The organism is Rhizobium laguerreae (genome assembly GCF_019778565.1).
Lineage (GTDB): Bacteria > Pseudomonadota > Alphaproteobacteria > Rhizobiales > Rhizobiaceae > Rhizobium > Rhizobium laguerreae.
Genome location: NZ_JAAXQT010000008.1, coordinates 1 through 15,415 on the forward strand (window position 1 = coordinate 1; position 15,415 = coordinate 15,415).

The 15,415-nt window shown below is 62.0% G+C and carries 12 protein-coding genes; all 12 read left to right on the plus strand.

What is annotated here, in order from left to right:
• Positions 1 to 448 precede the first annotated feature (448 nt).
• Positions 449 to 787 (plus strand): hypothetical protein, encoded by a 339-nt coding sequence (locus tag HFO71_RS22905; protein WP_003542606.1) that lies wholly within the window; start codon positions 449 to 451, stop codon positions 785 to 787.
• A 140-nt stretch (positions 788 to 927) separates the two neighbouring features.
• On the plus strand, positions 928 to 1,134 hold the full coding sequence (locus tag HFO71_RS22910; RefSeq protein WP_011653303.1) for a hypothetical protein: 207 nt from the start codon (positions 928 to 930) through the stop codon (positions 1,132 to 1,134).
• Between the two features lie 157 nt (positions 1,135 to 1,291).
• Entirely contained in the window at positions 1,292 to 2,098 is an 807-nt protein-coding gene (locus HFO71_RS22915) for a pseudouridine synthase (RefSeq protein ID WP_132612186.1), read from the plus strand.
• A 14-nt stretch (positions 2,099 to 2,112) separates the two neighbouring features.
• Positions 2,113 to 2,811, plus strand: coding sequence for a phosphoribosyltransferase (locus HFO71_RS22920; RefSeq protein ID WP_132612483.1), 699 nt, complete (start codon positions 2,113 to 2,115; stop codon positions 2,809 to 2,811).
• A gap of 91 nt (positions 2,812 to 2,902) precedes the next feature.
• Positions 2,903 to 4,645, plus strand: a complete 1,743-nt coding sequence (locus tag HFO71_RS22925) for an SLC13 family permease (protein ID WP_221988427.1) — start codon at positions 2,903 to 2,905, stop codon at positions 4,643 to 4,645.
• An 84-nt stretch (positions 4,646 to 4,729) separates the two neighbouring features.
• Positions 4,730 to 5,674 (plus strand): phosphoribosylaminoimidazolesuccinocarboxamide synthase, encoded by a 945-nt coding sequence (locus tag HFO71_RS22930; protein ID WP_221988428.1) that lies wholly within the window; start codon positions 4,730 to 4,732, stop codon positions 5,672 to 5,674.
• Between the two features lie 108 nt (positions 5,675 to 5,782).
• Entirely contained in the window at positions 5,783 to 6,385 is a 603-nt protein-coding gene (locus HFO71_RS22935; RefSeq protein WP_077979647.1) for a TetR/AcrR family transcriptional regulator, read from the plus strand.
• Positions 6,386 to 6,554: 169 nt separating this feature from the next.
• Positions 6,555 to 7,766, plus strand: a complete 1,212-nt coding sequence (locus HFO71_RS22940; RefSeq protein WP_221968400.1) for an efflux RND transporter periplasmic adaptor subunit — start codon at positions 6,555 to 6,557, stop codon at positions 7,764 to 7,766.
• A gap of 48 nt (positions 7,767 to 7,814) precedes the next feature.
• A complete protein-coding gene (locus tag HFO71_RS22945; protein ID WP_168256304.1) occupies positions 7,815 to 10,925 on the plus strand; it encodes an efflux RND transporter permease subunit in 3,111 nt (1,036 codons plus the stop codon).
• Between the two features lie 148 nt (positions 10,926 to 11,073).
• Positions 11,074 to 12,507 (plus strand): efflux transporter outer membrane subunit, encoded by a 1,434-nt coding sequence (locus tag HFO71_RS22950; RefSeq protein ID WP_131641629.1) that lies wholly within the window; start codon positions 11,074 to 11,076, stop codon positions 12,505 to 12,507.
• A gap of 170 nt (positions 12,508 to 12,677) precedes the next feature.
• Positions 12,678 to 13,598 carry a nucleoside hydrolase gene (locus tag HFO71_RS22955; protein WP_132612192.1) on the plus strand — a complete coding sequence of 307 codons (921 nt, stop codon included), beginning with the start codon at positions 12,678 to 12,680 and terminating at the stop codon, positions 13,596 to 13,598.
• The gene (locus HFO71_RS22960; protein ID WP_221968398.1) at positions 13,595 to 15,382 is read left to right on the plus strand and encodes an adenine deaminase; all 1,788 of its coding nucleotides are present in this window, start codon (positions 13,595 to 13,597) and stop codon (positions 15,380 to 15,382) included. The genes HFO71_RS22955 and HFO71_RS22960 overlap by 4 nt, the downstream gene beginning before the upstream one ends.
• Positions 15,383 to 15,415 lie beyond the last annotated feature (33 nt).

A 15,415-nucleotide genomic window follows, 5' to 3' on the forward strand; every position in this document is an offset into this window, starting at 1 on the left:
CAGAACACAAACCAGCAATCGCCAATCCGCTTGAGTTTCACTAGAACGAAAGACTTCGTCGCCAGCAGCGCCGCCGCCCTCGTTCAGTGAGTGGGCTTATAGAACTAACCCTCATAAACAGTCAACACACCCAACCAAAGTTTTTTGACATTTTTGTAACAGGTTGATTCGGCTGGCATTTTTGTCGGTCGCTATTATCCACAGGGCGCCCTTTCGGGACGAATTCCCGAAAATTCCTTTACCAGCTGGTCAAAAATCCATAGGAACGCTGTTCTCAACGACCGAAATATAGCGAGAAAACAGGATCTTGCGCGAAATTATGGTTAACGGAGGATTAAAGCGCCTCCGACCGGCAAGCTTTAAATTTTCGTCACAAATCAGCGGCTGAGATTTCGGAACCTATCACCGAGTTGGGTGTTGTCTTTCCCATTGAAGGAAGGAGACCAACATGGCTGCCAATACCGATGATATCAGAGCATCTGTCAGCAAGGACATCGCCGCACTCCAGCAGGAAGTCTCGCGCCTGCAGAAGATGATTTCCGCTCAAGGCGCCGAAGCCTATTACGAAGTGCGCGGCCGCGCCGGCAAGGCTTATGACGAAGCCCTGCCCCGGGCAAAAAACGCCGTCGCCCAGATCCGGGCCGAAGGTGTGGCTGCCGCCGACGCAGCCCGCGAGCATCCGACCGCAACAACCACGGCTCTGGTGCTTGCAGGCGCCATTGGCTTTCTTGCCGGATACCTGCTTTCCGGCAGTTCGCAGCCGCAGCCTCGCCATTGGTGGCGCTGAACACGCCATATCCACCCATAAACCAGTTTTTTACGCACCCGCCGATCCGTTTTTCGGCAGGGTGCGTAAATGCTTATGTCTTAGAAAAACCAATTTTTAATGCCAGCTATGGGAACATAAAAAACGAAGGGAGGACTACCATGGAAAACAAGAGGGCCAACTGCATTATCGAAGTCAGTGTCGACAGCGCCGATGGCCGCTATGCGGTCGGCATCATGAATATGCGCCAGGCACTCGATCTGCCGGAAATGCCTAGTCTGTCCTACACCCATCCGGACCCGGTCAAGGCCGCCGCCGGTATCGTCGTCAGCCGCAAGGAACTGGCCGGCTTCATGGCTTGCCGCTGAGGCAGCGCCACCCTAACAAAGCCGCGACGGCGCTTTATCCAAGCGCTGAGCCCTTTTTGTAGCGCCTGTTATTCCCCTCGTTTTTTATTCACGCTGCTGGCATCCTTCTGTCGATCATGCCAAGAAAACGGCATCAAAAGCAGGATAAGGATGGCAAATGAGGGAGCGGCGCCCACCGCACAAGACGCGTGAACGGACAAAGCCCGCCGACAACGCCGCGGCCAAAAGGGTTACCCTTCCCCGTGCCCTTTCCAAGCTCGGTTATTGCTCCCGCACGCAGGCCGAACGCCTGATCGCCGAAAATCGTGTTGCGGTTGACGGTCGTATCGTCAACGATACCTCCGCATGGGTCGATCTTGCCACGGCAAGCATCAGCATCGACGGCCTTGTCATCGCGGCCGAAGCGAAAATCTATCTGATGCTCAACAAGCCTCGCGGTCTTGTCACCACCCGCCACGATCCCGAAGGCCGGCCGACGGTCTATGATTGCCTGAGGGATTTCGACATCCCACATCTCTCTCCGGTCGGCCGGCTCGACAAGGCCAGCGAGGGCCTGCTGCTTTTCACCAACGACACCGAATTCGCCCAGATCCTGCTCGACCCGGTCACGCATGTGACGAAGACCTATCATGTCCAGATCGACCGCATCATGGATGACGAGGACATTGTCGCCATGACATCGGGCATCCGCCACGACGGCGAGTTGCTGACGGCGACCGCCGCGCGGCGCCTGCGCCAGGGCGACAGGAATTCATGGATCGAGGTCGAGCTCGACGAGGGCCGCAACCGCCAGATCCGCCGCATGCTGGAGGCGCTCGGCACCGAATGCCTTCGCCTCGTGCGCGTCGCAATCGGCGGGCTCGAACTCGGCGAACTGCCGAAAGGCGCCGTGCGTGCGCTGACCGAACCGGAATTGCAGGCACTGCGCCGGAAAACCGGCATGGAAAGGACGAGACGCAATTGACTGGTGTGACGGAGATGGCGCTGCACGATTTCTGGCAGGAGCTTCACCCGCCCGGCACCTTTGCCGGCGATGGGGAATTTACCTCCTTCTATGTCGCCGTGCTCGAAGATGGCCGTCAGCTACGCCTGCCGATCCGCGAGCTGGCGGATGGCGATCACGCCCTCGCCTCGCTGATCGTCAACCAGGCGAGCTTCCTCGTCCTCGATGCGCTCGCCGAAAGCCTCGCCGAAAAGATCAGGCCCATGCGCATCGACGTCGTCGCCGGCCTGCCGACGCTCGGCCTGACGCTGGCCGCTGCCGTGGCGCAGAAGCTCGGCCATAGCCGATACGTTCCGCTCGGCACCTCGCGCAAATTCTGGTATCGCGACGAGCTCTCCGTCGCCCTGTCTTCGATCACCACGCCGACACAGCAGAAACGTCTCTATATCGATCCGCGCATGCTGCCGCTGCTGCAGGGACGACGCGTCGCACTCATCGATGACGTCATTTCCAGCGGCGCCTCGATCGTCGCGGGTCTTCATCTGCTGACAGGCTGCGGCATCGAACCCGTCGTCATCGGTGCCGCCATGCTACAATCGGAGCGCTGGCGCGAAAGCCTCGCAGCCGCCGGGCCGCAATGGATCGGGCGCACCGTCGGCGTCTTCACAACCCCCATTCTGCAGCGGAACGCCAGAGGCCGGTGGCAGGCGCCACCAGCCTGGCGCGCGATATGAGGATTGTTCAATCTTTGGCTGAAGGCGCCTCTGTACAGCGCATGAGGAACGATTACAGTCCCGCCTGATCGATGAAACAACGGACCCGCCCATGTCGTTCGAGCAAGCATCCCTGCTGATCCTTCTGCTGGCGATGCTCATTTTCTTCTCGCTCGATCGCATCCGCATCGAGGTGGTCTCGATCGCCGGCCTGCTTGGCGGCCATGCGCTCGGCCTTTATCCCGCCGAGCAGATCTTCGCGGGCTTCGCCAGTCCCGTCGTCATCACCGTCGTCGAGATCCTGCTGATCGTCCAGGTGCTGGCACGCGCCAAGCTCTTCGACAGTCTCGCCGCCCGTTTCGCGGCTGCAAGACCTTCGGGCTTCAAGGTCATCGCCGGCACGTCCTCGCTCGCTGGCTTCATGTCCATCTTCATGAATAATATCGGCGCCTTTGCGATCACCCTGCCGGTAGCGCTACGTCTCGGCACGGTCCTGACGATCCCCCGCCGCCAGCTCGTAATGCCGGTCTCGTTCGCGGCCCTGCTCGGCGGCCTCGTTTCGCTGATCGGCACGCCGGCCAACCTGCTCGTCAGCGATGCGCTCGCCAAGGCGACCGGAACCGGCTTTCACTTCTTCGATTTCGCCTATGTCGGCCTGCCGGTGGCCATCGCCGGCATTCTGCTCATCGCCTTTCGCGTGCAGCACCTGTTTCCGGAACCGGACGAAACACCCGCAACGATCTCCCCGGCGGCGCGGCGCATCGTCGTCGAGCGTCGCATCCCTGACGTCTCACCGCTGATCGGCGTAAGGCTTACCGATTGCCCGGCACGGTTCGCCATCAAGCCGCACGCGCTGATCCGTGACGACAACTTTGCGTTCGGTCCGCTCGACCAGTTGGTGATCGCACCCGGCGACGTACTGCTTGCCGAGGGCGCCGATGCGACTTTTGCCGATCTTGCCGCCACACGGGCGCTGATGGCCGACGCCCACGCGCTTGGGCTGCAGCCGGATTTCACCCGTATCGAAGCCGTGGTCATGCCGGAAAGCACGCTGGTCGGTTCGCGCGTCCGCTCGCTTGAAGTCTTCCATTCTCGCGGCGTTGCTGTCACCGCCCTTTCCATGCGCGCGCCACGCATCGAGGGCCGCTTCCTCGACCTGCAATTGTCGATCGGCGATATATTGACGCTGGAGGGGCCGCGCATTGCAATCGGCGAAGCGTTGGAGGAAAGCGAGTGCCTGCCGCTCGCCTCGACAGCACCGAGCGAACCGGTGCTCCTAACCTGGCGGCCCTTCGCGCTCTTTGCCTGCGGCGTCGCCGCCTCGGCGGCCGGCCTGCGTCCCGACATGGCTTTTGCCGGCGTCGTGCTCGTGCTCGCTCTGCTCAATCATCTGAACATCCGTCAGGCGATGGCCGATCTCAACTGGCCGATCATCATCATGTTGGCCTCGATGATCCCGATCGGCCAGGCGGTGGCAAGCACCGGAGCGGCCGAAACCATTGCCGGCTGGCTGAGCCTCGTCGTGCCGATCACCCATCCGCTCTTCGGCATCGCCCTCATCCTCTTTCTCGCCATGGCATTGACGCCTTTCGTCAACAACGCAACGGTCGCAATCGTCCTGACCCCGATCGCACTGGAATTCGCAAGGGCCGGCCGGCATGCGCCTGACGCCTATCTGATCGCGGTCGCCGCCGGCGCGTCGCTCGATTTCCTGACGCCTTTCGGCCATCACAACAACACGCTGGCAATGGGCATCGGCGGCTACCGCTTCAGTGATTTCCTGCGCGCCGGCTGGCCGCTTGCCGTCGCAAGTTACGGCCTCGCCCTGCTTCTTACCGGTCTGTTCTGGCTCTGATGCGATATCCGATCGGCTTGACTTCCCCAGCAATGAAACTAGAGCAGGAAGTCTTCACCCAATAATGAAGGACAGTCGAGCACCGTGCGAATTCTCTCCGAAGCCCATTTCCCGGAATTGCCGAACTATTATCGCGGCAAGGTGCGCGAGAATTACGATCTTCCGGACGGACGCCGCATTATTATCAGCACCGACCGGCTAAGCGCTTTCGACCGCATCCTCACCTGCATCCCCTATAAGGGCGAGGTACTGACGCAGACGGCGCGCTACTGGTTCGAGGCGACGAAGGACATCTGCCCGAACCACGTTCTCGACTATCCCGATCCGAATGTCGTCATCGGCAAGCGGCTCGACATCCTGCCGGTCGAGATCGTCGTGCGCGGTTATCTCGCCGGCACCACCGGCACCTCGATCCTGACGCTTTATAAGAAGGGCGAACGCGAGATGTACGGCATGCGTCTGCCCGACGGCATGCGCGACAATCAGATCCTGCCGGACCTCGTCATCACGCCGACCAGCAAGGAATTCGACGGCGGCCACGATGAGCCGCTGACCCCGGCCGAAATCATCACGCGTGGCCTTCTCACCAATGAACAATGGCAGACGCTGTCGACATATGCGCTCGCCCTCTTTGCCCGTGGCCGGGAGATGGCGGCGAAAAACGGGCTGATCCTGGTCGATACCAAATACGAGTTCGGCACCGATGGTGACGGCAACATTATCCTCGCCGACGAGATCCACACGCCGGACAGCAGCCGCTACTGGCTTGCCGAAAGCTATCCGGCAAGCTTTGCCGCCGGAAAACGCCCGGAAAGTTTCGACAAGGATTTCGTCCGCGCCTGGGTGGCGGAGCGCTGCGACCCCTATAAGGACGAGATCCCGGAAATCCCCGCCGAACTGATCGAGCAGACCTCGGCCGTCTATATCAAAGCCTACGAGGCGATCATCGGCGAGCGCTTTGTCCCAGACGATAGCGGCGAGACGCCGCTTGCCCGTGTCCGAAACAACCTCGCTCCCTATTTTCCTTGAAAAGGCGACAGACGAAAGCCGCCGGCCCGATCATCAGCTTGCGGCATCCCTTCCAATCGCGCTAGCATCGGAAAAAAGGGGTATCGGGCTCAGCCCGGCGGGGAACAAATGACAAGAAGGCCAAGACGCAAGGCCGAGGAAACGCGGGAAGACATTCTCTCCATGGCGGAGATGCTGTTTCGCGAGCGGGGCTTCGTTGCGGTGTCGATCGCCGATATCGCCGGCGCGCTCCACATGTCGCCCGCCAATGTCTTCAAGCATTTCCGTTCCAAGGTCGCACTGGTCGATGCGATCGCAGGACGTCATCTCGACGATGCTGCCGAGCGCTTCGCCGCCTTCGATGAGAAGCTGCCGCCAAAGGAACAACTGCTCCGCTTCATCCTGCGCCTGCTGGAAAGCCACCTGCAGGACATCCAGAAGAACCCTTACATCTTCGAAATGGTGCTTTCGACGATCGAAGCCAAACTCGAGGCCGGCAATCGCTATCGCGCCCGCATCGAGGCAAAGCTCGGCGAGATCATCCGTGAGGGCATGGCGGAGGGAAGTTATCATTGCCGCGATCCCGAAAGCGCGGCGCATACGGTGGCAGACGTCCTGGCCTGCGTGCTGCACCCTGTCCTGATCGCTCGCGACGACAAGGAGACGCTCGTGCACCGCGCCGAAAAAATCGTGTGTTTCGTCCATGCCGCACTGCAAAATAGCGCTTGCTAAGTGATGATTGCTGAATTACGTCACTTCGTAAAGCTTTTCTTAAATTCGGATGACGGCATTTGAAGCCAACGCAATCCTGACGCTTATGTAAGCCTGCGCTCGATCAAGCCGAGCCCGCAGGCCCGAGCTCGTAGATTGAACGGCGATTGCCACCGCACAGGAATTCAGCATGATACGGCGTGCCCTCCTCATCTCCTCGGCCCTGGCATTCGCAGCCCTTCTCGCCGCTTGCAGCGACAGTGGCTCCAAGCCCGCCGGCAATGCGGGTGCAGGCGCGGCGCAGCAGGCTGCCCTCGTCGGCGTGATCGCGTTGACGAAGGGCACGTTCCCGATCACCACGATCCTGCCCGGCCGTGCCGAGACATTTCAGACCGCCGATATCCGGCCGCAGGTTAGCGGCCTGATCCGCGAGGTCGCCTTTAAGGACGGCGGCGAAATCAAGAAGGGCGACCTTCTCTACCAGATCGAGGATGCACCCTACATCGCCGCCGTCGAGCAGGCCAAGGCGGCGATCTCCAAGGCGCAGGCGAGCGTGCCGAGCGCTGAAAGCAATCTCGACCGCTACCAGCGCCTCGTCGGCAGCGGCGCCACCCAGATCGAATTCGAAACAGCCAAGACGACGCTGCTCCAGGCCAAGGCCGAAGTCGAGTCGGCGAAGGCCTCGCTTTCCGCTGCACAGATCGACCTCGACCACACCAGGATCGTCGCCCCCTTCGATGGCATCATCGACCAGACGGCCGTTAATGTCGGCAACGTCGTCTCGGCCAACCAGACGACGGCGCTGACGACGATCCGCCAACTCGATCCGATCTACATCTCGCTGACGGAATCGAGCACCAACCTCTTGAAGCTGCGCGATGCTATGGCCGCCGGCGACATCAAGGGCGAAGCCAACGTGGTCTTCCATCTGATCCTGGAAAACGGCAAGGAATACAATCAGCAGGGCAAGCTCGACATGTCGAAGCAGGTGGTCAGTGAGACGACCGGCACCTTCATCATTCGTGTGCTCTTTCCCAATCCCGACCGTATCGTGCTGCCCGGCATGTATGTGCGCGCAACCGTCGAGCTCGGCGCCGAGGCCGGCTATGCGCTGCCGCAGCTGGCGACGAGCCGTGACGCCAACGGCCGGTTGACGGCACAGTTCATTTCCGCCGACGGCAAAGTCGAAACCCGCGCCTTCGAGAACAGCTCGCCCTCCAACAATTTTTGGCTCGTGACCGAAGGCATCAAGGACGGCGATCAACTGATCGTCAGCGGCCTGCAATCGATCACCTCAGGCATGCCGGTGAAGCCGGTCCCGATGAAGATCAATGACGCCGGCGTGGTCGTGCCTGCCGAGCAGCCCGCGGCCGGTGACGCTGAGAAGCCCGCGGCGAAGTAATCGCCGCAGGCCCGCATCGTCACCGTCTCAGCCGCACAGGAACAACCGATGGCCAAGTTTTTCATCCGACGTCCGATTTTCGCCTGGGTCATTGCGATCACCATCATGCTCGCCGGCCTGCTGGCGATCTTCACGCTGTCGATCTCGCAATATCCCGACATCGCCCCGACGACGGTTCGCATCAACGCCACCTATCGCGGCGCCAGCGCCGAGACTGTCGAGAAGTCGGTGACGACGATCATCGAGGACGGCATGACCGGCCTCGACGACCTCACCTACATGACCTCGACCTCATCGACGGGTTCGGCCAGCATCCAGCTCACCTTCGGGACGAGCGCCGACCCCGATATCGCCCAGGTGCAGGTGCAGAACAAGCTGCAGCTGGTTCAGTCGCAGCTTCCAAGCGACGTCATCGATGCCGGCATCAGCGTCACCCGCTCGACCTCGAGCATCCTTCTCGTCGGCTCGCTCGTCTCCACCGACGGCAAGCGCAACTCTGTCGACCTCGGCAATATCATGTCGACCTCGATCGAGGATCAGATCCAGCGCCTGGAAGGCGTCGGCAGCATCAATGTCTTCGGTTCGGGATATGCCATGCGCGTCTGGCTCGATCCGTTCAAGCTTTTGAAATACCAGTTGACGCCGAGCGACGTGACGTCAGCCATCCAGGCGCAGAACACCCAGGTTTCCGTCGGTTCGCTCGGTGCCCAGCCGACGATCCCCGGCCAGCAGATCAACGTCACCATCACCGCCCAAAGCCAGCTGACCACCGTCGCCGATTTCGAGCACATCATCCTGAAGGTCGAAAAGGACGGCGCGACGGTGCGCCTGAGCGACGTCTCGCGCATCGAGATCGGTCAGGAAAGTTACGGCGGCAGTTCGCGGTACAACGGCCAGCCGTCGACCGGTTTCGCCGTCAACCTTGCGATCGGCGCCAACGCCATCGATACCGCCGCCCGCGTGCGCTCCGCGCTCGAGGTTATCGGCCGCGGTCTGCCGGCAGGTGTCGAGATCACCTATCCCTACGACACCACGCCCTTCGTGGAACTGTCGATCGAGAAGGTGGTGCACACGCTGATCGAGGCGATCGTGCTCGTCTTCGTGGTGCTGCTCGTCTTCCTGCAGAATCTCCGTGCGACGCTGATTCCGACGATTGCCGTTCCCGTGGTGCTGCTCGGCACCTTCGGGGTGCTGGCGGTCACCGGCTATTCGATCAATACCTTGACGATGTTCGCCATGGTGCTGGCGATCGGTCTTCTCGTCGACGACGCGATCGTCGTCGTCGAAAACGTCGAACGCATCATGTCCGAAGAAAAGCTTTCGCCGCTCGAGGCGACGGAAAAATCGATGGGGGAGATCACCGGTGCCATTGTCGGTATCGCGCTCGTCCTCACCGCCGTCTTCATTCCGATGGCCTTCTTCGGCGGTTCGACCGGCATCATCTATCGCCAGTTTTCGATCACCATCGTCTCGGCCATGCTGCTGTCGGCGCTCGTCGCCCTCGTGCTGACGCCCGCACTTTGCGCCACGATGCTGAAGCCGGTCGGCGAACACAGGAAGCACCGCGTCGGCGACTGGTTCAACCGCAACTTCACGCGCTCGACCAACGGCTATGTCAGCACCATCGGCTATCTGCTGAAGCGGCCGATCCGCGTCATGCTGGTCTTCCTTCTGGTCGGCGCCGGCTGCGCCTATCTCTTCACCCGCCTGCCGAGCTCCTTCCTGCCGCAGGAGGATCAGGGCGTGCTGCTGACCATCGTCACCACGCCGCCGGGCTCGACCACGCAGCAGACCCAGGCAGTGGTCGAAAAGGTCGAGAAATATTATCGTGAAAACGAGAAGGACGCCGTCGATTCCGTGTTCGGCGCGCTCGGCTTCGGCTTCAGCGGTTCCGGCCAGAACAGCGCCATCGTCTTCACCAAGCTCAAGGATTTCTCGCTGCGCACCGATCCGACGCTGAGCGCTCAATCGGTCGTCAACCGGGCGCTTGGCAATTTCTTTGCGATCCGTGAGGCGCAGGTCTTCGCGCTGCTGCCGCCGGCGATTCAGGGTCTCGGCGTGTCGAGCGGCTTCTCCATGTATCTCGTCGATACCGGCGGTCATGGCAACGACGCCCTGACGGCCGCCTCCAAGCGGTTGATCCAGATGGGCAATAGCTCGGGCAAGATTGTCGCGCTGCGCAGCAGCAACAAGGAAGTCGAGCCGCAGATGCGCATCGTGCTCGATCAGGAAAAGATCGGCGCCATGGGCGTCGACATTACCTCGGTCAATTCGATGCTGTCGATCATCTTCACCGGCCGTGACGTCAACGACTTCACGCTGAACGGCGAGATCAAGCCGGTCTACGTCGAAGGCGATGCGCCCTTCCGCATGCAGCCGAGCGATCTGAACCACTGGTACGCCCGCAACAATGACGGCGAAATGGTGCCCTTCTCCGCCTTTACCCGCACGGAGTGGGTGAAGGGCGCGCCCTCGCTTGCCCGCTTCAACGCCGTTAGCGCCATTCCGCTCGACGGAGCGTCTGCACCCGGAGTTTCCTCCGGCGATGCGATGAACGAAATGGAAGCACTGACCAATCAGCTCGGCGGCGGTTATACGGTCGCCTGGCAGGGCATCTCCTATCAGGAGCGGCTGTCCGGTTCGCAGGCGCCGATGCTCTACGCGATCTCGGTTCTGGTCGTCTTCCTCTGCCTGGCAGCGCTTTACGAAAGCTGGTCGATCCCCTTCTCGGTGATCATGGCGGTGCCTGTCGGCATCCTCGGGGCGCTGACGGCGGCAACGGTCTTCGGGCAGGCAAACGACGTCTATTTCAAGGTCGGCTTGCTCACAACTATCGGGCTGGCGGCGAAGAACGCGATCCTAATTGTTGAATTCGCCAAGGACCGCATGGAAAGCGGCATGGGGCTCTACGAGGCGACATTGGAAGCGGCGAGGTTGCGGCTGCGGCCGATCATCATGACCTCGCTCGCCTTCATTCTCGGCGTCGTGCCGCTGGCGATCGCGACAGGCGCGGGCTCGGCGGCGCAGAATGCCATCGGCATCGGCGTTCTCGGCGGCATGCTGGCGGCCACAATGCTCGGAATTTTCTTCGTGCCGTCGTTTTTCGTCGTCATTCGACGCATCTTTGCCACACGCGCCAAAAATGCGGCAGGACTGTGATATAAATGCACTGTGATAATGCAGTTCCCGTTGCTACATTGCGCCCGACTGCTTCGGTGTGTTTTTTTGGTATGACGAGGCGCGGCGGCGATAGTGAAGCATGAAGCTTCGGACAAGAATTGACTTGCTCGAGTACAGGATGAAATGAATGGTATCTCTTCGTTTTGCCACACCGGCATTATTGTTATTGTTGTCGGGCTGCGTCGTAGGCCCGGATCATGCTCCTCCTGAAATGCCGCTGCCCGCCAAATTCGGAGAAGGCGGAACGAAGAGTGTAGGCGACGTTGCAACCGCAGCTTGGTGGACCGCCTTCAGCGATCCCAAACTGAATGGCTATGTCCAGGCCGGACTCGATCAGAACCTGACCGTCCAGCAGGCGATCGAACGCATCAATTCGGCTTCCGCCAACGTCATCGCCGCCGGCGCCGGCGGCCTGCCGAACCTGAACGTCGGCGCTTCGCACACGATCAGCGGCCAGAAGGGCGAGCTCCGCACACAGTTCGACACGCGCAACACCAGTGCCGGCGACGTCCAGCTGAGCTGGCTGCTCGACCTCTTCGGCCTCTACAAGCGCAGCACCGAGAGCGCGCTTGCGTCGCTCGATTCAGCATACGCATCCGCTGATGTCGCCAAGCTGACCCTCGTGCAGGATCTCGTCTCGAGCTATATCGACGTTCGCTATTATCAGCAGCGCCTGGCGCTTTCGAGGGCCAACCTGAAGTCTCGTCAGGAAACCTACGAACTGACCAAGTTCCAGCTTGAAGCCGGCGCCGCCTCGCGTCTCGACGTCGTTCAGGCCGAAGGCCTGGTGCAGTCGACGCTCGCCGAAATTCCCGGCCTCGAAACCAACATCCGCATATCGGCCCATCACATCGCCACGCTGCTCGGCCTGCCGGCCTCGGCTCTCGTCGATGAATTGCTGAAGGGCCGTGGCCAGCCGGTATTCCGCGGCGGCATCACCTCCGGCATTCCGGCAGATCTGATCCGCAACCGTCCCGACATTCGCGTAGCGGAGCGTGATCTCGCCGCCGCAACGGCCAATATCGGCGTTGCCCAGGCGCAGCTTTATCCGAGCATCTCGCTCAGCGGCTCGATCTCGCCGTCCTACATCAACCAGCGCGGCGTCCATGGCGGCCTGACCGGCTGGTCCTTCGGCCCGACCCTCAATCTGCCGATTTTCGACGGCGGTGCCCTGCGCGCCAACGTCAAAACTGCACAGTCCAATGCCGCCAGTGCCTATCTCAACTGGAAGTCGACGGTGCTGTCCGCCGTCGAACAGGTCGAGAATGCACTTTCGGCCGTCCGGCGTGACGCGCGCACGGTCGCAGCACTTCAGGCCCAAGTGAAGACCACGCAGGAAACGCTTGAGCTTTCCACAGCATCCTACAAGGACGGCGCCTCTTCGCTGCTCGACGTTCTGGACGCCCAGCGCCAGGTTTCGCTCGCTCAGGCAAGCCTTGCCGCAGCCGTCCAGCAGATGGCCAAGGACTATGTCTCGCTGAACATCGCAATCGGCGGCGGTTTCGCCCCCGGGGGCAAGACCACCGCACCGGCGGTGAAAGCTGTAGCCGTCAAGAGCTGATCTGCGTTTCGCCCTTCTAGAAAATACAGAGCCCCGCGATCATCTCGCGGGGCTTTTTCGTAGGTGCCGCGTGCCGCCACCGATAACTGCGCATAAGATGAATTTGGATTCGACAAGCTTCGATCTGCCGCTTGCCGGCGCGGCAAGCCTCAAACGGTTCGGGTGAAATCATGGGCGTCTGGATCGACACTGACATGGGCTTCGACGACATCGCCGCCATTCTGGTGGTGGGACAGTCGGAATTCGAGATCGACGGAATATCACTGGTCTTCGGCAATACGCCGCTGCCGCAGGTGAGGATAAACGCCGCCGGCGCCGCCGGCGCCTTCGGCTGGACGTTCCCGATCCACACCGGCCGCGCCATGCCCGTGCTCGGCAAGCTCGAAACCGCTCAGGCGATCCTCGGCGAAACCGGCATCTCCACCATCGGCAGGAGCCTGCCGCAGGCGGCTGCCCTTGCCAAAAGCGATGCCTTCGCAGCACTCTGCCGCTGGCTGCAGCGCAAAGGCCAGCACCGTATCCTGGCGCTTGGCCCGCTCACCAACATCGCCGCCGTGGCACTCGCCCGGCCCGATCTTGCCGCCCGCATCACCGAACTTGTCTGGATGGGCGGCGGCGTCACGTCAGGCAACCATACGGCCTCCGCCGAGTTCAACGCGCTCGCCGATCCCGAGGCACTCTCGATCGTCATTGCCCATGGCCTGCCGCTGCGCATGGTCGATCTCGACCTCTGCCGCAAGGTGCTGGCCAGGCCCGAAGACGCCGAGCCGATGCGCAATGCCGGCGGCGCCAACGCCGAACTCATCGCCGATATGTTTTCGGGTTATATCCGCATCGGCACCAGCCGCGGCCGCCCGGCGATGGCGATCTATGATCCTTCCGCCGCCGTCGCCTTCGTCACTCCGGATATCGTCAGCTTCCGCCCTGCCCGTATCGACGTCGAGCTGCAGGGCGCCTTGACCCGCGGCCGTACCGTCGTCGAGACCCGCGCCACGCATGCGACCTTCAATGCTCAATTCGCCGCCGACATCGATGCCGACATGGCGCGTGTCATCATTCTCGCTGCCCTGGTCAACGAGGCCCGCAAATGAACGTCACCGCTCGCCAAGAACCCGCCGATCTCAACGATCCCGCTTTGCGCGCCCGCGCCGTCACTGCTGCGCGCGGCGATGCCCCTTTCGACATGCTGATCACCGGCGGCCGGCTGCTCGATACGGTGACGGGCCTGATCCGGCAAGTCGATATCGGCCTCGTCGGCGCGCTAATATCAAGCGTTCATGCCCCGGCGAGCCGCACCGATGCCGCCGAGATCATCGATGCAGCGGGCAGTATCCTGACGCCCGGCCTGATCGACACGCACATGCATATCGAAAGTTCGATGGTGACACCCGCCGAATATACGAGCGCCGTCTTGCCACGCGGCGTCACCACGATCGTGTGGGATCCGCATGAATTCGGCAATGTCCATGGGCTCGACGGCGTGCGCTGGGCGATCGAGGCGGCGCGCAGCCTGCCGCTGCGTATGATCCTGCTCGCGCCCTCCTGCGTGCCCTCCGCGCCGGGCCTGGAACTTGCCGGCGCCGACTTCGATGCCTCCATGATCACCGAGATGCTGCACTCCTCCGCCATCGGCGGCGTCGCCGAAGTGATGAATATGCGCGGCGTCATCGACGGCGATCCGCGCATGACTGATATCGTCAATGCCGGCCTTGCCGCCGGCAAGCTCGTCTGCGGTCATGCACGCGGCCTCGAAGACGCCGATCTCAACGCCTTCATGGCATCGGGTATCACCTCCGACCACGAACTTACCTCGGGCGCCGATCTCCTCGCCAAGCTTTCCGCCGGCCTGACCATCGAACTGCGCGGCTCTCACGACCATCTGCTGCAGGAGTTCGTCGAGGTGCTGAACGGTCTCGGCCACCTGCCTGCGACCGTCACGCTCTGCACCGACGACGTCTTTCCCGACGAACTCCAGGAAGGCGGCGGCCTCGACGACGTCATCAGGCGCCTGGTGCGCTACGGCATGAAGCCGGAATGGGCGATCCGTGCCGCGACCTTCAACGCCGCACAACGTCTGAAGCGCTCCGATCTCGGCCTCGTCGCCGCCGGCCGCCGAGCCGACATCGTGCTCTTCGAAGACCTCGCGGAATTCCGGGCGCGGCTCGTGATATCAGGCGGCCGCATAATTGCCCGCAACGGCAGCATGCAGGTTGCCGTCCAGCAGATCGATACGGCACCGCTTGTCAATTCGGTGAAGCTGCCGCCGCTGACCGAGAATGACTTTCGCATTCCGGCGAAGGGCGAACGCGTCCGCGTCGCCACCATCGACCGTCCGCGCTTCACGCAATGGGGCGAGGCCGAAACCGAGGTCAGGGACGGTTTCATCGTGTCGCCGGCCGGCAGCGTCATGATTTCGGTCGCCCATCGCCACGGCAAGGCCGCCGCTGCCCCACGCATCGGCTTCCTCACCGGCTGGGGTGAATGGCGCGGCGCGTTCTGTACCACCGTTTCGCATGACAGCCACAACCTCACCGTCTTCGGCGGCAATGCAGGCGACATGGCGCTTGCCGCCAACGCCGTCATATCAGCCGGCGGCGGCATGGCCGTCGCCAAGGACGGCCGGATCGAGGCGATGTTGCCGCTGCCGCTCTCCGGCCTGGTGACCGATGCCTCGCTGAAGGACACGGCCCTGGCCTTTGCCGGCATCCGCAAGGCGATGGAAAAGATCGTCACGTGGAAGCCGCCCTATCTGGTCTTCAAGGCCTGCTTCGGCGCCACGCTCGCCTGCAATGTCGGCCCGCATCAGACCGATCGGGGGATTGCCGATGTTGTAACGGGCAAGGTGCTGGAAAACCCGGTACTGGCTGTTTGGTAGATCGACGAAAGCGCGGCTCCGCCAGAAGGCGCG

Coding starts and splice junctions, on each gene's coding strand:
- HFO71_RS22905 (WP_003542606.1), top strand. CDS start 449: ATGGCTGCCAATACCGATGATATCAGAGCATCTGTCAGCAAGGACATC.
- HFO71_RS22910 (WP_011653303.1), top strand. CDS start 928: ATGGAAAACAAGAGGGCCAACTGCATTATCGAAGTCAGTGTCGACAGC.
- HFO71_RS22915 (WP_132612186.1), top strand. CDS start 1,292: ATGAGGGAGCGGCGCCCACCGCACAAGACGCGTGAACGGACAAAGCCC.
- HFO71_RS22920 (WP_132612483.1), top strand. CDS start 2,113: ATGGCGCTGCACGATTTCTGGCAGGAGCTTCACCCGCCCGGCACCTTT.
- HFO71_RS22925 (WP_221988427.1), top strand. CDS start 2,903: ATGTCGTTCGAGCAAGCATCCCTGCTGATCCTTCTGCTGGCGATGCTC.
- HFO71_RS22935 (WP_077979647.1), top strand. CDS start 5,783: ATGACAAGAAGGCCAAGACGCAAGGCCGAGGAAACGCGGGAAGACATT.
- HFO71_RS22940 (WP_221968400.1), top strand. CDS start 6,555: ATGATACGGCGTGCCCTCCTCATCTCCTCGGCCCTGGCATTCGCAGCC.
- HFO71_RS22945 (WP_168256304.1), top strand. CDS start 7,815: ATGGCCAAGTTTTTCATCCGACGTCCGATTTTCGCCTGGGTCATTGCG.
- HFO71_RS22950 (WP_131641629.1), top strand. CDS start 11,074: ATGGTATCTCTTCGTTTTGCCACACCGGCATTATTGTTATTGTTGTCG.
- HFO71_RS22955 (WP_132612192.1), top strand. CDS start 12,678: ATGGGCGTCTGGATCGACACTGACATGGGCTTCGACGACATCGCCGCC.
- HFO71_RS22960 (WP_221968398.1), top strand. CDS start 13,595: ATGAACGTCACCGCTCGCCAAGAACCCGCCGATCTCAACGATCCCGCT.